Origin of the sequence: Gluconacetobacter takamatsuzukensis (genome assembly GCF_014174275.1) — a bacterium.
In the GTDB taxonomy this organism is placed as follows: Bacteria; Pseudomonadota; Alphaproteobacteria; order Acetobacterales; family Acetobacteraceae; genus Gluconacetobacter; species Gluconacetobacter takamatsuzukensis.
In genome coordinates, this window is sequence record NZ_JABEQK010000011.1 from 21,451 (window position 1) to 43,277 (window position 21,827).

The following is a 21,827-nucleotide window of genomic DNA, read 5'->3' on the forward strand; positions in this document are numbered from 1 at the left end:
GATTGCTAATGGCTGGAAGGCATGTTCGCGGCGGTCGCCGGAACGACGAAATCGACAATCTTGCGGTCCAGCGGATGATGGTTCGCATCCGCCAGCGTGATCAGCACCTCATGCGGCCCGGCGGGCAGCCCGACGAGGATCAGCGGCTCGCCGCTCGCATCCGCCCAATGCCATGGGGCATGGTCCAGCGAGACATGGAGATGCCCGATCCGCGGCGTCACCTCCGTCGCCTTGGGCCCGAAGACGGGCTCGATCCGCAAATTCTCTGCCCGGTACTGGATAAAGACCTGCCCGCGGGCCAGCGGCGCCGGCAAGGGCGGATCGACGATCAACCGCGCCGGGGGCTGGGGCGCACTCAGCGGCACCACCCCGGCAGGGCCCAGATAATCCGCCGCACTCTGGCCAGCGGCCGCCCCGGCCGGGATCAGCAGGGCGGCGACCACGACCAGCGCCATATAATCGAGCGTGAACATCATACGTCTCCGATCTATCGTTCAGGACAGTGCCGTGAACGCCGCCGGGCGCCGGCCGTGCGGCCCGCTCGTCACGCGGCCTTCCAGCCAGGCGGCACCGGCGCAGGAGGCCGCCCCGATCGCGCCGGCGGCGGCGAGAATGGCAAAGGTCCCGGCAGAGGGCGCGAAGCCCGAATAGAAGAAGCTTGTCAGCCCCAGGAAATAGGCCAGCGGGTTCCCGAACGGCGCCATGGTCCGCAGGCTCAGCACCAGGATCACGACGCCCGACACCGCCAGAGGCGTCGCGGCGTCCCCCAGGCCCGGCGTCAGGGCCCTGATGGCCAGCGCCGTACCGATGCCGAACAGCAGCCCGAACAGGAACGAGACGAAATGCGCACAGCCGCCGCGCACCGACGGGCCACCCAGCGCATAGGCAACCCAGCCCAGGAACATGGCCGATGCCGGCAGCATCGCATGGAGCGTTCCGAACGTGGACAGCCCCGCAACCGACGCAACGGCAACCGACACGACATGAAAACGGGGCGAGGTGAAAGAGAAAGCAGTCATGGGAATTCCTCCGGCAGGAACGGCGGACCGGCACGGATCCGCCCGTAGATCGTAAAAATCATTGTCTGGATCAGGCGATCTCGATCACGACGTCGATATTGCCCCTCGTGGCCCGCGAATAGGGGCAGGTCCGATGCGCCGCATCCGCAACGGCGCGGGCGACCGACGCGTCCAGGCCCGGCAGATGCACAGCCAACCGCGCCTGCAACACAAACCCGTCGCCTTCCCTCGCCAGGTCGATATCCGCATCGACCGAGACATCCGCCGGCAGGGCCACGCCCTGCGCGCGGGCGGCCATGCGCATCGCACCGATGAAACAGGCCGACCAGCCGGCGGCGAAAAGCTGCTCGGGATTGGTCCCCTCCCCGCCCGAGCCGGGCGGAGAAAGACGCACATCCAGACGGCCATCGTCACTGCGCGCCGCACCGTCGCGACCGCCAACAGTGTGGACGCGGCCGGTATAGAGAATTGTCCTGTCCATGATCGATACTCCTATCGTATCCGATTAACTCGGATGCGATTTCATAGGCGCTCCCCGTCCCCAGAGTCAAGCCTTCCGATTTAATCGGATCCGATTTATATAGGGACCACCCAGCCCGTGAAGGAGAAAACCCCCGATGGACGCCAGCGCCCCCAAGCCCAACTACCCGAAACTCGCCGATTTCATGTGCTTCGCGGTCTACTCGACCAACCTCGCCTACGGCCGGGCCTACAAGCCGATCCTGGAGGCGCTGGGCGTCACCTACACGCAGTGGATCGCCATCGTGGCCCTGTGGGAGGACGATCACCAGACCGTCAGCACCCTGGGCGAGAAACTGTTCCTCGAATCCAACACTCTGACACCGATCCTGAAAAAGCTCGAAACCCTCGGCTACCTGCGGCGCGAACGCGACCCGAAGGACGAGCGGCAGGTCATCGTCAGCCTGACCCAGGCCGGCCGCGCCCTGCGCGAACAGGGCGCCCAGAAGACGCTGGTCAAGGCGACGGGCCTGGAACCGGAGGAATTCCGCGTGCTCCAGAAAGCCATCGTCAAGCTCCGGACAAACCTGCTCCACCATGCGGCAGACCCGGCGGACTGAGCGGCCACCTCCCGTCACATCGTTATTGACCGTTCGTTCCATATCCTGCTATGCGGCAGCCATGCCACGACCGCAGGAATTCGATCGGGATCAGGTTCTGGACGCCGCAATCGGCGTCTTCCGCCAGCATGGTTTCGAGGGCAGCTCGGCCTCCATGCTGGTCGAAGCGATGGGGATCGGCCGCCAGAGCCTGTACAACAGCTTCGGCGACAAATGGCAGCTCTACCGCGCAGCCATCGAACACTATGCGGCAGGCGAGATCGCAGCCCATCTGGCGGCGCTGAAAACAGGCCCCCGCGCCATCGACGGCATCGCCTGCTTTCTCGACCGGGTGGCCGCCTCGGCGCAGGATATGTGCCTGGGCGTCAGCAGCATCTGCGAATTCGGCACTACCCGCCCCGACCTCTCCGCAATCCACGATCGCTGCGGAAAAATCCTGAACGCCGCGCTGATCGAACGCGTCCGCCAGGCCCGGGAAGAGGGCGACCTCCTCCCGGATACCGATGCCGACGACACGGTCGCCTTCCTGGTTTCCACCCTCGCCGGCCTGCGGGTGTCGGCCCGCGCCGGCGCCGACCGCAAGACACGCGCCGCCATCGCTCGCGCGGCGATGAGAGGCATCCGGTAAAAAATTTTCCCAATTCTGGAACATTCATTCAAAAACAAGAGACGCACGATGACCCATCACGACAACGAACAACCCCAGCCCCAACAGCGGAAAGTCGCCATGATATTCGGCGGCTCGCGCGGCATCGGGGCCGGAATCGCCCGGCAACTGGCTCAGGACGGCTACGCGGTCGGCCTCACCTATGTGTCCCGCCCCGAGCAGGCCAACGCGGTCGCGGCGGCAATCGTCGCCGATGGCGGCAGCGCCATGGCCATTCCCGCCGACAGCGCCGACCCGTCGGCCCTGCACGCGGCGGTCGACCAGGTCGTCTCGCATTACGGCCTTCTGGATGTCGCCGTCGTCAACGCGGGCGTCCTCAGGCTGGGCCCGCTGGAGACCTTCGCTCCCGACGATCTCGACCTGTCCCTCACCGTCAATGTCCGCGGCGTCGTGCTGGCGGTCCAGGCCGCAATCGCCCGCATGCGCGATGGGGGCCGCGTGATCACCATCGGCAGCATCGCCGCCATCCGGCCCATCGCCCCGGGTTCCAGCATCTATGCCATGACCAAGGCGGCAGTCGCCGCGTTCGTAAAGGGCGCGGCGCTCGACCTCGCCCCCCGCCGGATCACGATCAACAACATCCAGCCCGGCCCCATCGAAACCGATATGACAGAGGGCATGACCCGGCATCTCGTGGCCGCCATGCCGCTGGGCCGGATGGGACAGCCACAGGACATCGCCGCCCTGGCCTCCTACCTCGCCAGCCCCGCCGCCTCCTTCATGACCGGCGCCAGCCTGACGATCGACGGCGGCTTCGTCCTCTAGGCCACGTCACGACCAACGCGCCCCCGGCCTCTCAGCCCCCATCCTTTCCCGCGCCCTCCCCCTGCTCCGGCAGGGTAAGCGGTTCCGGCAGATCCTGCGGCACCGGCTCCGGCGCGGGGGGCGTCTGCGCATCGGGGTCCGGGCGCGCCTCGGGCGGCGAGCTGACGCCGGGGGCCGGATAGCGCTCTTCGGCGCCACGCTCTTGCCGGACAGGCCTGTCCGCTGCCTTCCCCATGATGTCTCCCTCCGTCCTCATCGTCCTCGACAGGAAACGGGCGCGCATCCAACAGGTTGCGGCCGACCGTCCCAGGGCACGGTCGAACTGTCGCCCACGGGCGGCGTTGAAGCCTGACGCCTGCCCGCAACGGGCCCCCAGGCGCGCCGGCGGGCGGCCACGCCCACCATCCTCCCCACCAGTGCATCACGCGCTTCATCCCAGCGAGGTCGGGTCAAGAGATGTCGATCACCTATGAAGGTACATTGAAGAAAGTCTCCCGTGCCGCCTTCGGCACCGCCAGCATCATGCTGATGGTCCTGTCCATAGGGCTGATCTTCTACGGCGTCTTCAACCTGCTCTTCACCCTGCTGACCTCCTGGCACGAGGGACGGGACGCCCTTCTTCTCGCCATCAGCTATGTCGTCATCGCCATCGCCGTGTTCGACGTGGCCAAGTATTTCATGGAAGAGGAAGTCATTCAAAGCCGCGTCAAGGTCTCCCCCCTCGAAGCCCGCCTCAGCCTTACGAAATTCATCACGACGATCATCATCGCCGTCTTCATCGAGGGCCTGGTGGCGGTCTTCGAGGTCAGCAAGGAAAACATACAGCAGATCTTCTACCCGATCGGCCTCCTGGTCACGGCGACGGTCGTGGTGCTTTCGCTGGCGGTCTACCAGCGAATCAGCGTGGATACCGAAAATCAGGAATCCCGCTCCTCCGTCCGCCCGAAATAAGGCCCCGCCCCGCAGGCTAGTCGCGGGGCGTATTGACCGGCCCCTGCCGGTCCGGGGACGTCTCGCTGCCCGGCGGCGCATGACCCAGCCGCTTCGTCGCATCCTGGCGCGACATCGGCACCAGTTTGCAATCGGCCTTGCCCGGGCATGGCGCCCGAGGCGTCGGCGAGACCTGGTCCCGCTTCAGCTGCGGCCAGTCGGACAGTTTTTCCGATGGCGGAACCTTCTTGTCCTTCTGCAGGTACCCACCGCCCGACGGCGGCGTCATGGCCGACGGCGAAGCGGGGGCCGAAGGCGTGGGCGCCGGCTGCTTTTTCGCATTTTCAACCGTCTCATGGGCAGACCCGCTCACCTCATCCTCCTGCATCCGCGCAAGCGGCGTCTGCCCCGACGGCGCTACCGTCTGCGCATGGGCACCCGCGGCAACCAGAAGACAGAATCCGGCGACAAAAATCGTCCTCATGAAAATCCTCATATATTTCTATATAATTCCATATATTGATCGGACAGGCCGCCCATGCCCCCATCATTCGCGAGGCACGGCATCACGCCGTGCCCTGCGACGTGCCGGCACCGGTCACGAATTCCCGCATGTCAGGAAAAATTCCGATCCCCGCCGCGATTGAATCCTCAACGACAGGCCGCTCCGACGGTTCCGGACGCATGCCGCATGCAGGGCGCATGACAGAACTGGCCTGTATGCATCGGTGTGGGGTCGCAGGCTTCCTCCCCGCGACACCCCCGATCAAATAGTCCCGTCAGAACGCATCGCGCTGCCGCCCGCCGATCGCCCCGGCGACAGAGGCGACGAACGCCCCGACAAGCATGGAGAAAAACGTATAAAGCGCGAAGGACGAAGCCGCCTTGCGCGCGACGTCCGCAATATGCCGCGCCTTTGCCAGGGCCTGGCTTTCGGTGGATATCGCCAGATCGACCCGCTTCCCGGCCTCGTCGGGCGAAATACCCGTGCGGGCCGCAACCAGTTGGGCCAGATAATCACGATCCGCCGGCGCGACGGACCCGGTGGCGGCGGTCGCCAATATCCGCCCCGCTTCGGCCTTCGCGTCATGGGCGGGCGCCGCCGCATCCGGCTGGGCAGTCCGGAACAGCGTATCGAGCATATATGCGTCCGGCCCCGATCCCGCATGGCTGGCAGCTCCCGCCCCCACCCCCGCAATCATGGTCGCGGCACTTTTCCCCACGCCCCCGGCCGCCGACCAGGCCGCCGATCCCACCAGTCCCGCCACCAGCACGGCCGCAACCGCCCAGGCGACGAAACCGGCCGCCGTATCGCGAAACATGATTTCGCGGCCATCCACATCCATTGCGGCCGGCCGCAGCCGGCCCGCCAGATACCCGCCGAAGAACGCGGAAATCCATTGGACCACGATCAGCCAGATCGCCGTCACCACGGTAAACGTCATCCCCGACGGGTTATCGCCGGAAACGGGTGAAACCCAGGCCAGGCCGAGGCCCGAGCCGAGCGACATGAGCATGATGGCCATCGCCGTCGCGACGATGGCACCACCAAGAACGGCTGCCCACGATATCCCCGCGCGCGGAGAGACCACAGCCACATCGTCCGTCATGAGGGTGGGCATGGCAGATGCTCCTCAATGATAGAACAGAAGAAGAAGAATGATGATCGGAATGGGCACGCCAAGAAGCCAGAGCAGAATTGGCATGACAGGATTCTCCCATGGTTTCATTCCCCCAACGTGCCGCCCTCTCCGAAGTTTGCCGCCGGCAGCGCCCGATCGACCGCCGTCCTCCTTCCCGCCCCCCGATCCTCCACCCCGCCCATCGACACATCGCTTCCGGAATCAGGAGAAATTTCGAACCCAGGGCAACCCTCCGGGCACAGGCGCGTAGGGTCAGGCATGCCTCCCGACGGGGGAGCTGCCATCGGCGATGGCGCTCTCGAGGCGGTCCCGGCGGACAGGAATCCCCCGGAGCCCACCGACCGGCATCCCGCACACCGCCCCCTTTCCCCCGAGCACCCGCTCGCACGCGCAAAAGGGGCGGTCCCTCCGGGCACGGACGATCGACGCTCCCGGGAATACGTCCCGCCGAGGCTCCGCGCACCCCCATGAAACGGAAAGGACTCCATCATGGCCACCCAGGAAAAGACATTGTCCGACGCGTTCTATGAAACGCTTAAGGATATTTATTTTGCCGAGAAACAGATCCTGAAGGCCCTCAGGCGGTCGGTCCGCGCCGCCCAGGCGCCGGATCTCAAACAGGCGTTCGAAACGCACGCCGCCGAGACCGCCCATCATGTCGAGCGGCTGAATGACGTGTTCGGCCTGATCGGCAAGGCGCCGCGCGCCAAGACCTGCGAAGCGACGCAGGGCATCCTGGCCGAAATGGAAGAAGATCTCGAAGAGTTCGGCAAGACCGAGGCCGCGGACGCGGTCCTGATCGGTTGCGCCCAATCCATCGAGCATTACGAAATCTCCCGCTACGGCACGCTGAAGGCCTGGGCCGCCACGCTCGGCCTCGCCGAGGCGGAGGAACTGCTGGGCGCAACCCTCGAAGAGGAAAAGCGGACCGACGCCCTCCTCTCCGAAATCGCCGAGCGCGAGAGCAATCCGGAAGCCGCCCTCCAGCCGACATGACCAGCCCACCCCGCCATCCATGACCGGGGGCCTTCCATTTCCCGTTCTCCCAGCGGAGAACGCGCGGGATGGAAGGCCGGGCGCCGCGCGTCGCGGCCAGTCCGGAATTCATCCTGCGGAATTCATCCTGATCGAATTCATCCAGATCGCTCGTATGTGACAAACCTCCTGCCCCCGCCGGCGGCTATATCACCAGTTGGCGGGCAACCCTGCCCGCATGCGGAAGTTCCGTACGCCGGACCATGGAAAGATGCCGCTTGATGCACGACCGGAGGACTAGCGGACGGCACGGCGCCTGCCCAGGGCGCCCGCCGGAAATGGCGCCCCGCGGGGCATTCCCACCGGATCGGCCGCAAGCCAGCCCCACGCGGCCATGAACGCGATCGTCCGGCTGGCGCTCGCGCGACCCTATACATTCGTGGTCATGGCGATCCTGATCGTGATCGCGGGCATCCTCTCGGCCATCCGAACGCCCAAGGACATCTTTCCCAACATCGACATCCCCGTGGTCGCGGTCGCATGGACCTACACCAACCTCTCGCCGCAGGACATGTCGGGCCGCATCCAGCTTCCGTTCCAGCGCGCGCTGACCACGACAGTCAACGATATCGAGCATATCGAGGGCCAGGCCCTGACCGGGATCGGCATCACCAAGATCTTCTTCCAGCCGGGCGCCGATGTCCGCCTCGCCAACGCGCAGGTCACGGCCATCGCGCAGACGCTGCTGCGCCAGCTTCCGCTCGGCACCACCCCGCCACTCATCCTCAACTACAATGCCTCGACCGTGCCCATCCTCCAGCTCGGCCTGTCGGGCACGGGGCTGACCGAACAGCAGCTCTACGATTTCGGCTTCAACTTCATCCGCACCCGGCTGGTCATGGTCCCCGGCGCCGCCATCCCTTTCCCCAATGGCGGCCGGGTGCGGCAGATCCAGATGGACCTCGACCCCAGCCAGTTGCAGGCGCGCGGCGTCTCCGGGCTGGACGTGGCCAACGCCCTGTCCATCCAGACCCAGATCACCCCCGCCGGCTTCGTGAAGATCGGCGAGTACCAGTACAATCTGCGCCTCAACAACGCGCCGCTATCGGTCGAACAGCTCAACATGCTGCCGATCCGCACGGTCAACGGCGCGGTGGTCCGCGTCCGCGACGTCGCCCATGTGCGCGACGGCGCGCTGCCGCAGCAGAACATCGTCCATGTCGACGGCCAGCGCTCGGCCATGCTGACGGTGCTGAAATCGGGCGAAACCTCCACCATCGCCATCGTCCAGGGCATCCGCGACACGATCCCCGACGCCAGGCGCGGCCTGCCGCAGCAGCTTCGGATCACGCCCGTCAACGACCAGTCGCTGTTCGTCAAGGCCGCCGTCAGCGGCGTATTGCGCGAGGGCGCGATCGCGGCGGGGCTGACCAGCCTGATGATCCTGCTCTTCCTTGGCTCGTGGCGCTCCACCCTCATCGTCGCCACCTCGATCCCGCTCTCGATCCTGGGCGCGGTCGCCATCCTGTCGGCCTTCGGCCAGACCCTCAACGTCATGACGCTGGGCGGCCTGGCGCTGGCCGTCGGCATCCTGGTCGATGAGGCCACGGTGACGATCGAAAATATCGAGCGCCATCTGGAAATGGGCAAGGACGTGCACGCCGCCATCATCGACGGCTCGGGCGAGATCATCGTCCCCGCCTTCCTCTCCCTGCTGTGCATCTGCATCGTCTTCGTGCCGATGTTCTACCTGCCGGGCGTGTCGGGCTTCCTCTTCGTGCCGATGGCGCTGTCGGTCATGTTCGCGATGGTGATGTCCTTCATCCTCTCGCGCACCCTGGTCCCCACCATGGCCATGTTCCTGCTGCGCCAGCATGATCAGGAAAACAAACCGGGCAGCCGCGGCCTCTTCACCCGCTTCCAGCAAGGGTTCGAACGGCGCTTCGCAGCCTTCCGCGAGCATTACGGCATGGTGCTGGAGGCCGCGCTGGCCCATCGCGGCCGCTTCGTCGGCGCTTTCCTCGCCTTCGCCGTCCTCAGCCTGGCCTTCCTCCCCTTTCTCGGCCGCAATTTCTTTCCCCAGGTCGATGCCGGTGCCATGACGCTGCACGTGCGCGGACCGGTCGGCATGCGGATCGAGGAAACCGCCTCCCTCTTCCTCGATATCGAGAAAGCGATCCGCGCCCGCATCCCGGCGGATGAAATCCTGTCCGTCGCCGACCTGATCGGCCTGCCCAACAGCGCCATCAACGTCTCCTACAGCGCCTCCGGCACGATCGGCCCCGAGGACGGCGACATCCTGATCGCGCTCAGGCCGAACCATCACCCCACCGCGCGCTATATCCGCCGCCTGCGCGCCGAGCTCCCCATTCTGTTCCCGCAGGCCGGCTTCGCCTTCCTGCCGTCGGACATCACCAGCCAGATCCTCAATTTCGGCGCCCCTGCCCCGATCGACGTCCAGGTCAGCGGCCCCCACCCCGACGAGACCCGGCAGTTCGCCGAACAGGTGCTGCGGGACATCCGCCATATCGACGGCCTGGTCGACGCCCGCATCCAGCAGCCCGCCAATTATCCCGAACTGCGCTTCGACGTGGACCGCACCCGCATCAACCAGCTCGGCCTGACCGAGGGCGACGTCACCAGCAGCATCGCGACCTCCATCGCCGGCACGTCGCAGACCGCCCCGCTCTACTGGCTGAACCCACAGAACAACGTCACCTACCCGATCTCGGTGCAGATGCCCGAATACCGCATCGGTGCCCTGGCCGACGTGATCGGCCTGCCGGTAACGGGCACGGGCGCGCTGGCCACCCGCCCGCAGGTTCTGGGCGCGCTGGGCACGATCACGCGCGGCACCACCTCGCCGGTCGAAGGCCAGTACAATATCCGCCCGCTGATCGACGTCTTCGCGGGCAGCGACGGGCGCGATCTCGGCGCCGTCGCCTCCGATGTGCAGGCGGTGCTGGACCGGCTGGACCACCAGCGCCCGCCAACGGTCACGGTGGCGCTGCGCGGGCAGTACGAATCCATGACCACCGCCTTCTCCGGCCTCGGCGCCGGGCTCATGGGCGCCATCGTGCTGATCTACCTGCTGATCGTCGTGAATTTCCAGAGCTGGACCGATCCCTGCATCATCATCCTCGCCCTGCCGGCGGCGCTGGCCGGCATCTGCTGGATGCTGTTCGCCACCGGCACGCCGCTGTCGGTCCCGGCCCTCACCGGTGCCATCATGTGCATGGGGGTCGCCACCGCCAATTCCATCCTCGTCATCGCCTTCTGCCGCGAACAGCTTGCCGAACATGGCGATGCGGTGCAGGCGGCGCTGGCAGCCGGCAAGACCCGCCTGCGGCCGGTGCTGATGACGGCACTGGCCATGGTCATCGGCATGCTGCCCATGGCGATGGGCTTCGGCGAGGGCGGCGAGCAGAACGCCCCGCTCGGCCGCGCCGTGGTCGGCGGCCTGGTCTTCGCCACCTGCGCCTCGCTGTTCTTCGTGCCGACCCTGTTCGCCATCATCTATCGGCGGCGCGCGCAGGCAGCCGGGCAAGGCGCATCGGCCCATGCCTGACCCCGCCGAGACCGAGCCCCAACGCGACAGGCCGCCCCCCCGGCTCGGCCGCTTCATCCTGCTCGCCGGTGCGCTATTCGCACTGGTGCTGGTGGCGGGCACGCTCCTGCGCCTGCACGCCCGCCACCAGTTGCATGCGCAGACCCTCGCCGCCGCGATCCCGACAGTGACCATCGTCCATCCGGGCGGCATGGCCACGGACAGGCTGGTCCTGCCGGGCCGGTTGCAGGCCTGGTACAGCGCCCCCGCCTACGCGCGCACCAACGGCTATCTGCGGCGCTGGTATGTCGATATCGGGCAGAAGGTGCAGCAGGGCCAGCTACTGGCGGATATCGACACGCCGGACGTGGACCAGCAGCTCGCCGCCGCCCGCGCCGCCCTGGCCACCCGCACCGCCCAGCGCGACCTCGCCCGCATCACCACCCGCCGATGGGACCGCCTGAACGCGCAGAACGCGGTCTCGCAACAGGAAACCGACGAGCGCAGGGGCAATTTCGCCGCCAGCGAAGCCACGCGCCACGAAGCGGCGGCCGAGGTGGACCGGCTGGAAACCCTCTCCGGCTTCAAACATATCATGGCGCCGTTCACCGGGGTCGTGACCAGCCGCGCCACGGATATCGGCGCGCTGATCGTCGCCGGCACCTCGGCCGCCCAACCGCTCTTCACCGTCTCCGACGTCGCAAGGCTGCGGCTCTATGTCAGCGTCCCCCAGGCCTATGCCGCGCGGATGCACGACGGAATGGTGGTGGCCTTCACGGTGCCCGACTATCCCGGCCGAACCTTCCAGGCCCACCTCATCCACGCGTCCGATGCCGTCGATCCCCAGTCCGGCGCCATGCTGGTGCAACTCGTCTACGACAATGCCGAAAACCTGCTGAAACCGGGCGCCTACGCCCAGATCGCCTTCACCTTCCCCGGCACCGGCACGGCGGCCGCCGTCCGAATCCCCGCCAGCAGCCTGCTGTTCCGGCGCGACAACACCACCGTCGCGGTGATGGATTCCAGCCACCATGTCAGGATCCAGCCCATCGCCATCGTCACCGATTTCGGCACCGAGCTCGAGGTCACGGGCCTGCCCCCCCAAAGCGCCGTCATCGACAACCCCAGGGACGATCTCCGCGACGGCGACGAAGTCAAACCGCAGCAACCGGACCACCCGCATGGCGCCTGAGCCCCCGGCCGCCAGGCGCAGAAGCCCCGCCGTAAAAAAGAGCGGAGTCCTTCTGCTCACCCTGCTCTCCACCTGCAACCTGGCCCCCGACTATCGCCCGCCCGCGCCCCCCACCCTGCCCGCCACCTTCAAGGAAACCGGCCCCTGGACCCCGGCCCAGCCGGCGGACCCATCCGCGCGCGCCGACTGGTGGACGATCATGGCCGACGCCCGGCTGAACGATCTGGAATCCCGGATCGAACACGGCAGCCCGCAGCTTGCGGCGGCGGTGGCGCGCTACGACCAGGCCCGCGCCCTGGTCCGGCGCGCCCGGGCCGAATTCTTCCCCCAGATCGACGCGTCCTCCAGCGCCGAGCGCGAACGGGCCGTGCTGGTCCAGACCGGCAATTCGTTCGATTATCGCACCTACGCCGCCGGCGGCACCATCGCGTGGGAGCCCGATATCTGGGGCCGTATCCGCAACCTCGTCGCCGCCGCGCGGTCCGAGGCCCAGGCCAGCGCCGACGACCTCGCCGGCATGCGCCTCAGCCTGGAAGCCGAACTGGGCGAGGATTATTTCCAGCTGCGCGGCCTGGATGCGCGGATCGACGTATTGCGGCGCACCGTCACCGCCTACCAGGCGGCGCTGGACCTGACGACAAAGCGCTTTACCGGCGGCTCCGCGAGCGAACTCGATGTCGGCCGCGCCCGCACCCAGCTTGCCTCCACCCAGTCGGAGCTGGACCAGCAGGTGGCCAACCGCGCACTGACCGAACATGCCATCGCGGTGCTGATCGGCGAGGACCCCTCGCTCTTCTCGCTCCCGCCGGCCGGCACCCTGGACCCGGTGCCGCCCGTTCCCGTCACCGCCCCCTCCACGCTGCTGCAACGCCGGCCGGACGTCGCCGCCGCCGAACGGCACATGGCGGCCGCCAATGCCCGCATCGGCATCGCGCGGGCGGCGTTCTTCCCCACCATCACCCTCGGCGCCTCCGGCGGGTCGTCGACGACGACCGGCATGCTGCTCGCCGCCGGCACGGGGGTCTGGGCGCTCGGCCCCGCCCTGGCCACGCTGGCGGTCTTCGACGGCGGCCGGCGCTTCGCCGATCTCGCGGCCATGCACGCCGCCTATGCCGAAATGGCCGCAAACTACCGCCAGACCGCGCTCACCGCGTTCCGCGAGGTCGAAGACCAGCTTGCCCTGCTCAACCACCTGGCCGACGCCTCGGCCCGGCAGCAGGAAGCCGTCTCCGCCGCCGCCCGCACCAACCAACTGGCCACCATCCAGTATCGCGAAGGCGCGGTGGACTATCTCCAGGTCGTCATCGCCCAGACGGCGGAACTGCAGGCGCGCGAGGACATGATCGCCATCGCCACCCGCCGCCTGGCCGCGGCGATCGACCTCGTGCGCGCCCTGGGCGGCGGCTGGCAGGCAACGGGCCGTCCCGCCTGACCGCAAAAGACGCCCGCGATATCGTTAAATATTCGGAAAACCCTCCCCACCCTGCAACCCGGCATTCGCAACACACGTTCAGCCGGGACCGAGCCGTTGTTTCAAAAACCCCGCTGGCGGCGGGCAGCCGTCAAGGCCGCTCCGATGCCGGGAAACCACCGCCAGACGCGTGTCTGGCGCCACGCTTCCGGCCGCTATCGGCACTTTTGAAACAACCTTCGGCGATCCGGACCAAGGCGCACGCGGCGCCGCGACTTCCTGCTCCCGCGACAACCCGATGGTGTTGTCCATGTGTAGCTTCTGTACGCTGCATCCTCTGATGACCTACGCAATCGCCATCGCGGCCCTGCTGTCGGTGATGCTGGCCCTGGCATCCGTCACCGGCAACCGGCGGGTCGGACCGGCCCGTGGCGCGTCGATGAACCTGCCGTTCGAATCCGGTATCCTGCCCGTGGGTTCGGCCCATCTGCGCCTGCCGGTGCAATATTACCTGGTCGCCGTGTTCTTCGTGATCTTCGATGCCGAGGCGGTCTTCCTGTTCTCATGGGCCACGGTGGTGCGGCAGACCGGGTGGCAGGGCTACGGCGCGGTGCTGCTGTTCGTGGTCTTCCTCGGTATCGCACTGGCCTATCTGTGGCGCAGCGGCGGCCTTGAATGGGGCCCGACGCAACGACTGACCCGAAAGGTGCCCTAGGCATGCGCTGGTCCCTGACATCGGCCACCCCGCCCACGGCACGCCCGGAAAACCCGAGCGTGACCGAGACGATCCGGCGCAACCTCGTCGTGGGCCGCCTGCAGGATTTCGTGTCCTGGGGCCAGAAGAACTCGATCTGGCCGTTCAATTTCGGCCTGTCCTGCTGCTATGTCGAAATGGCGACCGCCTTCACCAGCAAATACGATATCGCCCGCTTCGGCTCCGAAGTGCTGCGCGCCACCCCGCGCGAGGCCGACCTGATTGTCATCTCCGGCACCGTGTTCGTGAAAATGGCGCCGATCATCAAGTATCTCTACGACCAGATGCTGGAGCCGCGCTGGGTCATCTCGATGGGCTCCTGCGCCAATTCGGGCGGCATGTACGATATCTACAGCGTGGTGCAGGGCGTGGATTCCTTCCTGCCGGTCGATGTCTACGTCCCCGGCTGCCCACCCCGGCCCGACGCGCTGCTGGAAGGGCTGATGCTGCTGCAAAACGCCATCGGCACCCAAAGGCGCCCGCTCAGCTGGATGGTCGGCCCGCAGGGCATCGAACGCGTCACACCGCCCAGCATGCGCGACGCCAAGCGCGACGCGCGCCGCGCGGCGCGCGACCTTCGCTCTCCTGACGCTCTCTGAACGGAGACGACGATGATCGTGGCCACCCCACCCCGGCCGGCCGATCTTCGCGCCCCCGCAACCATGTTCGCACAGGTGGCGCACACCCCGGCGATCCTGGCCATCGAGGCCACGCGCGACGCGGTCCCGACCGTCTGGATCGCGCGGCAGGACGCGCATGCGGCACTCGCCCGCCTCAAACAGCCCGAGGCGGCACTGCGCATGCTCCTCGACCTGACGGTGATCGACGAGCGCGAGCGCACGCATCGCGGCGACCAGCCCCCATCCGCCTTCACCCTGGTCTATCACCTGCTCTCCTTCGCCGACGATGGGGACGAACTGCGCGTGAAGGTCCCCCTGCCCGCCGACCGTCCCCACGCCCCCACCATCAGCGACCTGTGGCCGAACGCGAACTGGTACGAATGCGAGGCCTGGGACCTGTTCGGCATCGTCTTCGACGGCCACCCGTTCCTCCGCCGCCTCCTGACGCCCCCCACCTGGACCGGCCACCCGCTGCGCAAGGACCATTACGCCCGCGCCACCGAAATGCCGCCCTACAGCCTGACGGAGGATCAGGAAAAGCGCGAGCAGGAAGCCCTGCGCTTCGATCCCGGCCAATGGGGCATGCACCGGCATTCCGCGAACACCGATTTCATGTTCCTCAATCTCGGCCCCAACCATCCCAGCGTGCACGGCGTGTTCCGCATCGTGCTGCAACTGGAAGGCGAGCGGATCGTCGATGCCGTGCCCGATATCGGCTTCCACCATCGCGGCGCCGAGAAAATGGGCGAGCGCCAGTCCTGGCACAGCTACATCCCCTACACCGATCGCGTCGACTACCTCGGCGGCGTGATGAACAATTTCCCTTACGTCATGGCGGTGGAAACGCTGGCCGGCATCCAGCCGCCCCCCCGCGCGCAGATGATCCGCGTGATGCTGGCCGAACTGTTCCGCATCGCCAGCCACCTGGTCTTCTACGGTACCATGAGCCAGGATGTCGGCCAGCTTTCGCCCGTCTTCTACATGTTCACCGACCGCGAGCGCGTGTTCGAGATCATCGAGGCCATCTGTGGCTTTCGCATGCACCCCGCCTTCTTCCGCATCGGCGGCGTGGCGATGGACCTGCCCACGGGCTGGGACGGCCTGGTCCGCACCTTCCTCGACTACCTGCCGAAGCGCCTCGACGAATACGAGAAAATGGTGATGCGCAACGGCATTTTCCGCGCGCGCACCAAGGGCGTGGGCGCCTACACGGTGCGCGAGGCCATCGAATGGGGCGTCACCGGCCCCGGCCTGCGCGCCTGCGGCCTGGAATGGGACTACCGCCGCCGCGCGCCCTATGCCTGCTACGACCAGCTCGAATTCGATATCCCGACGGCAGCGAACGGCGATTGCTACGACCGCGTGGTGGTGCACATCGCCGAAATCCGCCAGAGCCTGCGCATCGTCCGCCAGTGCGTGGACAACATGCCGGCCGGCCCGATCAAGGCCGACCATCCGCTCACCACCCCGCCGCCCAGGACGCGGACGATGCACGACATCGAAACTCTGATCCACCATTTCCTGAACGTGAGCTGGGGCCCGGTCATTCCCCCCGGCGAGGCCCGCGGCTGCGTCGAGGCCACCAAGGGCCTCAACCAGTATCACCTCGTCAGCGACGGCGGCACCATGTCCTACCGCACGCGCATCCGCACTCCCTCCTTCCCCCACCTGCAAATGATCCCGCTGATCAGCCGCGGCGCCATGATCGCGGACCTGATCGCCATCATCGGCAGCATCGATTTCGTGATGGCCGATGTCGACCGCTGACACCCTCCTCCCGCCCGACCTGCGGGCCCAGATCACCGAGCTCGCGCGCGCCGAGCACCGGCCCCGCGCGGCCTCGGTCTCCGCCCTCACGCTGGTGCAGGCGCATTTCGGCTGGGTCAGCGACGCGCACCTGGCCGAAACCGCATCCCTGCTGGGCATGTCCCCGGCCGATCTCGACGGCATCGCCACCTATTTCAACCTGATCTTCCGCCGCCCGGTGGGCCGTCACGTCATCATGCTGTGCGACAGCGTCTCCTGCTGGATCATGGGCCGCGACGCGGTCTGCGCGCGCCTCCAGGCCCGGCTGGGCATCCGGCCGGGCGAAACCACGGCCGACGGCGCGGTCACGCTGCTGCCGATCGTCTGCCTGGGCCATTGCGACCACGCACCGGCCATGCTGGTCGACCACACTCTGCATGGCGACCTCGACGCCGAAACGGCGGAACATCTGGCCGACACCCTGCGGCAGGCCGCGCCATGAACGTGTCCGAGCGCCCCCTCACCGCCATGATCGGCCTCCCCGACGGCCCGCCCGACTGCGCCGCCTATGGCCGCGCCGGCGGCTGGCAGGCAGTCCGCCGCGCCCTGCGCGACATGACGCCCGAAGCGGTGATCGAGACGGTCACGGCATCGAAGCTGCGCGGACGCGGCGGCGCGGGCTTCGGCACCGGCCAGAAATGGAGCTTCGTCCCCAGGGACCCGCCGGCTACCCGCCGCAAATACCTGGTCGCCAACGCCGACGAGATGGAACCCGGCACCTTCAAGGACCGCCTGCTGCTGGAAGGCAATCCGCTGCAACTGGTCGAGGGCATGATCATCGCCGGCTACGCCATCCAGGCCGGCCACGGGGTGATCTTCCTGCGCGGGGAATATCACCTGGCACTGGCACGGCTGAACCACGCGATCGCGGAAGCAAGGCAGGTCGGCTGGCTGGGCGAGAACATCCTGGGCTCGGGCTTCGGGTTCGAAATCCACGTCCACGCCAGCGGCGGCCGCTATATCTGCGGCGAGGAAACCGCCCTGCTGACCGCGCTGGAGGGCCGCCGCGCCCAGCCGCGCAGCAAGCCCCCCTTCCCGCAGGTCGGCGGCCTGTGGGGCGCCCCCAGCGTCGTCAACAATGTCGAGACGCTGTGCAACCTGCCGCATATCGTCGCCAACGGCGCGGAGTGGTTCCTCTCGCTCGGGCTCGGGCCGGACAGCGGCACCAAGATCTACGGCGTCAGCGGCCGGGTCCGCCGGCCGGGCGCGTGGGAACTGCCGATGGGCACCCCCCTGCGCGAAATCGTCGAGCACCATGCCGGCGGCATGCGCGACGGCTACCGGCTGCGCGCATTCCTGCCCGGCGGCGCCTCCACCGCCTTCCTCGACGCGGGCCAGGTCGACGTGGCGATGGAGTACGGCGCGGTGGAAAAGGCCGGCAGCCGGCTGGGCACCGGCCTCGCCATCCTGCTGGACGACCGGACCTGCCCCGTCGGCATGCTGCACAATCTGGAACATTTCTTCGCGCAGGAATCCTGCGGCTGGTGCACCCCCTGCCGCGACGGCCTGCCCTGGGTCGAACGCCTGCTGGACGCCATCGAGTCCGGCACCGGCGAGCCCGAGGACCTGGATCGCCTGCACGACCATGCCCGCCTGCTCGGCCCGATGGGCCGCACCTTCTGCGCCCACGCACCGGGCGCCATGGCCCCGCTGGCCAGCGGCCTGAAACTGTTCCGCGAGGAATTCGACGCCCATATCCGCCAGCGGGCCTGCCCGCTGCGCGAAACCGCATAGAAGGAACGGGATTATGGCGACGATCCTGGTCGACGGCCGCGCCTGCCCCGCCCGCATGGACGAGAACCTGCTGCAAGCCTGCCTCGAATCCGGCGCCGACCTCCCCTATTTCTGCTGGCATCCCGAACTGGGCTCGGTCGGCGCCTGCCGCCAGTGCGCCGTCAAGCAGTTCAGCGGCCCCGACGACAAGGCCGGCCGCATCGTCATGGCCTGCATGACACCCGTCACCGACGGCGCGATCCTGTCGATCGACGATCCCCAGGCAAAGGAATTCCGCGCCGGCGTCGTCGAATGGCTGATGATCAACCACCCGCACGACTGCCCCGTCTGCCCCGAAGGCGGCGAGTGCCACCTGCAGGACATGACGGTAATGACCGGCCACGCCCGGCGCCGCTACCGCTTCACCAAGCGCACGCACCGCAACCAGGATCTGGGGCCGTTCCTCAATCACGAAATGAACCGCTGCATCGGCTGCTATCGCTGCGTGCGCTTCTATCGCGACTATGCTGGCAGCGAGGACCTGGCCGCCTTCGGCGCCCATGACGACCTCTATTTCGGCCGTCACGAAGACGGCGCGCTGGAAAACGCCTTCAGCGGCAACCTGGTGGAAATCTGCCCCACCGGCGTCTTCACCGACAAACCCTTCTCGGCGATCTACAGCCGCAAATGGGACATGCGCGGCGCCCCCTCGGTCTGCGCGCATTGCGCGGTAGGCTGCAACACCATCGTCAATGCGCGGCAGGGCACGGTCCGCCGGGTGATCAACCGCTATCACGACGCGGTCAACCGCTATTTCCTGTGCGATCGCGGGCGCTACGGCCACGGGTTCGCCACCACCCCCACCCGCCCGCGCACGCCCACAACACGGCAGGACGGCATCCCCGTTCCCGTCTCCATCACGACCGCGCTGGACCGCTTCGCCGCCATGGCCGCCCGGGGCCCGATCGTCGGCATCGGCTCGACACGCGCCTCCCTGGAATCCAATTTCGCCCTCCGCGCCCTCACCGGCCCCGACCGGTTTTCAACCGGACTGCCACAACCCGAGCACGACCTGACGATGCAGGTCCCGGCCCTCCTGCGCGCCACCCCGGCACGCAACCCCAGCCTGCACGACATGGAATCCGCCGACGCGGTCCTGGTCCTGGGCGAGGATGTCTGCGCCACCGCCCCCCGCCTGGGCCTGGCACTGCGCCAGACGCTGCGCCGCGCCGCCAATCCCGCCGCCGACGCGGCAAAGGTGCCGCACTGGATGGATGCCGCCGTGCGCATGCTGGGCGCCGACACACCCTCGCCGCTACGAGTGCTCACCCCCGCCGCCACCGACCTCGACCCGATAGCGGCCACGGCCCACCGCGCGGCTCCCGACGACATCGCCCGGCTGGGCTTCGCCATCGCCCACCGGATCGACGCCTCGGCCCCCGACGTGCCGGACCTGTCGGAAACCGACCTCCAACTGGCCGACACGCTCGCCACCGCCCTGCGCACGGCCCGTCGCCCCCTGATCGTCGCCGGCCTGCAATATGCCAACGCCGCCCTGCTCCACGCCGCCGCCAACATCGCCACCGCCCTGCACGCCGCCGGCACCGACGCGGCGCTGTCGCTGGTGGTGCCCGACTGCAACAGCATGGGCATGGCGCTCATGGGCGGCATCCCGCTCGACGACGTCCGCGCCATGGCCCAGGCGGGCCGCATCGGCACGCTGGTGGTCATGGAAAACGACCTCACCCGGCGCCTGGACGCCACCATCCTGCACGACCTCCTGGCCGCCGTGCCCCATCTGGTGGTCATCGACCACATCGCCACGCCACTAGCGCAGCAGGCCGATCTGGTACTGCCCGCCACGGCTCTCACCGAAAGCGGCGGCACACTGGTCAGCACCGAGGGCCGCGCCCAACGTTTCCTGCCCGCCCTTCTCCCCGCCATGCCGGTCCAGGAAAGCTGGCGCTGGGCACGCCAGCTCTCCTTGGCCACGGCCGGCACGGAACCCGACTGGACCGACCTCGACCAGATCATCGCCGCCATGGCGCAGGACATCCCGTCCCTCTCGGCCGTCGCCGACGCCGCCCCCGGCGCCGGCTATCGTCTCGACGGCCGCAGGGTCCGCAGCGAACCGGCCAGGATCAGTGGGCGTACCGCACTACGCGCCCATGTCAGCGTCCACGACCGCCCCCTCCAAGCCTCACCCGACACCCCCCTCGCACCCACCATGGAAGGCGCCTATTCCCCCGACATACCGGGGGCCCTGATACCCTTCTACCATGCCCCCGGCTGGAATTCCGTCCAATCCCTCAACCGCTTCCAACAGGAAATCGGCGGAAAAATGCGCGGCGGCGAAGCCGGCACACGCCTGCTGGACGGCACGCCCCACACGCCCCCCAACTGGCATCACGACATCCCCCCGCCCTTTACCACCGGCCCCGACGACCTCCTGCTGCTGCCCGAATACCGTTTGTTCGGCACGGAGGAACTCAGCACCCTCTCTCCCCCAATCGCCACGCGCATAGCTCCAGCCGCCCTGCGCCTCGGCACCATGCCGGCAGGGCTGGAAAACGGCACCACGGCCACCATCACGCTGGCCGGCGAGCAAATCACCCTGCCCGTCCGTCACGATTCCGCGCTGCCCCCCGGCATCGCTCTGTGTCCCCCCCATCTGGCAGCGCGCGCCTTCGGTACCCCCGTCCACATACAATTGCGCCGAGAAGACGCGTCATGACCGCCCCGATGCCCGTGATCATCGGCGTAACCCTCGCGATCCTCCTGGGTCTGGCGACGTTCCTGACATGGTTCGAGCGCCGGCTACTGGGCCTGTGGCAGGATCGCTACGGCCCCAACCGGGTAGGCCCGGGCGGCATTCTCCAGGCCGTGGCCGACGGCATCAAGATCCTGTTCAAACAGGACTGGATTCCCCCTTTCGCCGACCGGGGCGTATTCGTGCTGGCGCCTGCGATCGGCATGATGACGGTGCTGCTATCCTTCGGCGTCGTGCCGGTCACGGCATTCTGGAGCATCGCCGGTACCTTGAATGTCGGTCTGCTGTTCGTGCTGGCGATGATGGGCATGGGCGTCTACGGCGTGGTGCTGGCCGGCTGGGCCTCGAACAGCAAATACGCGCTGCTGGGCAGCATGCGCGCGGCAGCACAGATGATCAGCTACGAAGTGTTCATGGGCCTGTCGGTGCTGGGCGTCGTGATGCAGGCAGGCTCGTTCACCATGCGCGACATCGTGCTGGCCCAGTCCGGCCTCTGGTTCGTCGTGCCGCAGGCGCTGGGCTGCGCGGTGTTTACGCTGGCCGGCATAGCGGAAACGCACCGCCTGCCCTTTGACCTGCCGGAAGGCGAGAACGAACTTGGTGCCGGATTTCACACCGAATATTCGGGCATGAAGTTCGGCATGTTCTTCCTGGCCGAATATGCGGGCGTGGTCCTGGTCTCGGCCTTGCTGGTCACGCTCTATCTCGGCGGCTGGGAGGGCCCGCTTCTGCCGCCTGCGCTATGGTTCGCGCTGAAGACCAGCGCGCTGGTCTGCCTGTTCGTCCTGCTGCGCGCGGCACTCCCCCGCCCGCGCTACGACCAGCTGATGGCCCTGGGCTGGAAGATCCTGTTGCCGCTGTCCCTGCTCAATATCGCCGCCACCGGCGCGATCCTGCTGCTGCATGCGCCGGGATAGAAAAGCGAGAGGAAAACCA

The 21,827-nt window shown here is 67.6% G+C and carries 21 protein-coding genes; 15 read left to right on the forward strand and 6 right to left on the reverse strand.

What is annotated here, in order from left to right; genetic code table 11:
* Positions 1-5: 5 nt before the first annotated feature.
* The 3 genes from HLH27_RS13480 to HLH27_RS13490 all read right to left on the reverse strand — a co-directional run bounded on the left by HLH27_RS13480 (position 6) and on the right by HLH27_RS13490 (position 1,500).
* Positions 6-476 carry a DUF6130 family protein gene (locus HLH27_RS13480; protein ID WP_246375895.1) on the reverse strand — a complete coding sequence of 157 codons (471 nt, stop codon included), beginning with the start codon at positions 474-476 and terminating at the stop codon, positions 6-8.
* An 18-nt stretch (positions 477-494) separates the two neighbouring features.
* Entirely contained in the window at positions 495-1,019 is a 525-nt protein-coding gene (locus tag HLH27_RS13485) for a DUF1097 domain-containing protein (RefSeq protein ID WP_182950565.1), read from the reverse strand.
* Positions 1,020-1,089: 70 nt separating this feature from the next.
* A complete protein-coding gene (locus HLH27_RS13490; protein WP_182950566.1) occupies positions 1,090-1,500 on the reverse strand; it encodes an organic hydroperoxide resistance protein in 411 nt (136 codons plus the stop codon).
* Between the two features lie 136 nt (positions 1,501-1,636).
* Here HLH27_RS13490 and HLH27_RS13495 point away from each other — a divergent pair, with 136 nt between their 5' ends.
* From HLH27_RS13495 to HLH27_RS13505, 3 genes are all read left to right on the forward strand, one after another.
* Positions 1,637-2,098 (forward strand): MarR family winged helix-turn-helix transcriptional regulator, encoded by a 462-nt coding sequence (locus HLH27_RS13495; protein ID WP_182950567.1) that lies wholly within the window; start codon positions 1,637-1,639, stop codon positions 2,096-2,098.
* A 61-nt stretch (positions 2,099-2,159) separates the two neighbouring features.
* A complete protein-coding gene (locus HLH27_RS13500; protein ID WP_182950568.1) occupies positions 2,160-2,726 on the forward strand; it encodes a TetR/AcrR family transcriptional regulator in 567 nt (188 codons plus the stop codon).
* A gap of 99 nt (positions 2,727-2,825) precedes the next feature.
* On the forward strand, positions 2,826-3,530 hold the full coding sequence (locus HLH27_RS13505) for an SDR family oxidoreductase (protein WP_182950569.1): 705 nt from the start codon (positions 2,826-2,828) through the stop codon (positions 3,528-3,530).
* A 31-nt stretch (positions 3,531-3,561) separates the two neighbouring features.
* On the opposite strand, the gene HLH27_RS13510 is transcribed toward HLH27_RS13505, so the two are convergent.
* Complete coding sequence (locus tag HLH27_RS13510; protein WP_182950570.1) at positions 3,562-3,765, reverse strand: hypothetical protein; 204 nt, start codon at positions 3,763-3,765, stop codon at positions 3,562-3,564.
* Positions 3,766-4,010: 245 nt separating this feature from the next.
* Here HLH27_RS13510 and HLH27_RS13515 point away from each other — a divergent pair, with 245 nt between their 5' ends.
* The gene (locus tag HLH27_RS13515; RefSeq protein ID WP_246375896.1) at positions 4,011-4,481 is read left to right on the forward strand and encodes a hypothetical protein; all 471 of its coding nucleotides are present in this window, start codon (positions 4,011-4,013) and stop codon (positions 4,479-4,481) included.
* Positions 4,482-4,497: 16 nt separating this feature from the next.
* Here HLH27_RS13515 and HLH27_RS13520 read toward each other — a convergent pair whose 3' ends face one another.
* Positions 4,498-4,944, reverse strand: a complete 447-nt coding sequence (locus HLH27_RS13520) for a hypothetical protein (RefSeq protein WP_182950572.1) — start codon at positions 4,942-4,944, stop codon at positions 4,498-4,500.
* Between the two features lie 295 nt (positions 4,945-5,239).
* Positions 5,240-6,082, reverse strand: a complete 843-nt coding sequence (locus tag HLH27_RS13525; RefSeq protein WP_182950573.1) for a hypothetical protein — start codon at positions 6,080-6,082, stop codon at positions 5,240-5,242.
* Positions 6,083-6,592: 510 nt separating this feature from the next.
* Here HLH27_RS13525 and HLH27_RS13530 point away from each other — a divergent pair.
* From HLH27_RS13530 to nuoH, 11 genes are all read left to right on the forward strand, one after another.
* Complete coding sequence (locus tag HLH27_RS13530; protein ID WP_182950574.1) at positions 6,593-7,099, forward strand: YciE/YciF ferroxidase family protein; 507 nt, start codon at positions 6,593-6,595, stop codon at positions 7,097-7,099.
* 373 nt (positions 7,100-7,472) lie between these two features.
* The gene (locus tag HLH27_RS13535) at positions 7,473-10,646 is read left to right on the forward strand and encodes an efflux RND transporter permease subunit (protein ID WP_182950575.1); all 3,174 of its coding nucleotides are present in this window, start codon (positions 7,473-7,475) and stop codon (positions 10,644-10,646) included.
* The gene (locus tag HLH27_RS13540) at positions 10,639-11,817 is read left to right on the forward strand and encodes an efflux RND transporter periplasmic adaptor subunit (protein WP_182950576.1); all 1,179 of its coding nucleotides are present in this window, start codon (positions 10,639-10,641) and stop codon (positions 11,815-11,817) included. Before HLH27_RS13535 ends, HLH27_RS13540 begins: the two co-directional genes overlap by 8 nt.
* A complete protein-coding gene (locus HLH27_RS13545; protein ID WP_182950577.1) occupies positions 11,807-13,249 on the forward strand; it encodes an efflux transporter outer membrane subunit in 1,443 nt (480 codons plus the stop codon). Before HLH27_RS13540 ends, HLH27_RS13545 begins: the two co-directional genes overlap by 11 nt.
* 289 nt (positions 13,250-13,538) lie before the next feature.
* Positions 13,539-13,943 (forward strand): NADH-quinone oxidoreductase subunit A, encoded by a 405-nt coding sequence (locus HLH27_RS13550; protein ID WP_182950578.1) that lies wholly within the window; start codon positions 13,539-13,541, stop codon positions 13,941-13,943.
* 2 nt (positions 13,944-13,945) lie between these two features.
* The gene (locus HLH27_RS13555; RefSeq protein ID WP_182950579.1) at positions 13,946-14,581 is read left to right on the forward strand and encodes an NADH-quinone oxidoreductase subunit B; all 636 of its coding nucleotides are present in this window, start codon (positions 13,946-13,948) and stop codon (positions 14,579-14,581) included.
* A 12-nt stretch (positions 14,582-14,593) separates the two neighbouring features.
* On the forward strand, positions 14,594-16,369 hold the full coding sequence (gene nuoC, locus HLH27_RS13560) for an NADH-quinone oxidoreductase subunit C/D (RefSeq protein WP_182950580.1): 1,776 nt from the start codon (positions 14,594-14,596) through the stop codon (positions 16,367-16,369).
* Entirely contained in the window at positions 16,356-16,850 is a 495-nt protein-coding gene (gene nuoE / locus HLH27_RS13565) for an NADH-quinone oxidoreductase subunit NuoE (protein WP_182950581.1), read from the forward strand. The genes nuoC and nuoE overlap by 14 nt, the downstream gene beginning before the upstream one ends.
* On the forward strand, positions 16,847-18,142 hold the full coding sequence (gene nuoF / locus HLH27_RS13570) for an NADH-quinone oxidoreductase subunit NuoF (protein WP_182950582.1): 1,296 nt from the start codon (positions 16,847-16,849) through the stop codon (positions 18,140-18,142). Before nuoE ends, nuoF begins: the two co-directional genes overlap by 4 nt.
* A 13-nt stretch (positions 18,143-18,155) precedes the next feature.
* Positions 18,156-20,855 carry an NADH-quinone oxidoreductase subunit NuoG gene (gene nuoG, locus HLH27_RS13575; protein WP_182950583.1) on the forward strand — a complete coding sequence of 900 codons (2,700 nt, stop codon included), beginning with the start codon at positions 18,156-18,158 and terminating at the stop codon, positions 20,853-20,855.
* Positions 20,852-21,808 carry an NADH-quinone oxidoreductase subunit NuoH gene (gene nuoH, locus HLH27_RS13580; protein WP_182950584.1) on the forward strand — a complete coding sequence of 319 codons (957 nt, stop codon included), beginning with the start codon at positions 20,852-20,854 and terminating at the stop codon, positions 21,806-21,808. Before nuoG ends, nuoH begins: the two co-directional genes overlap by 4 nt.
* Positions 21,809-21,827: the final 19 nt, after the last annotated feature.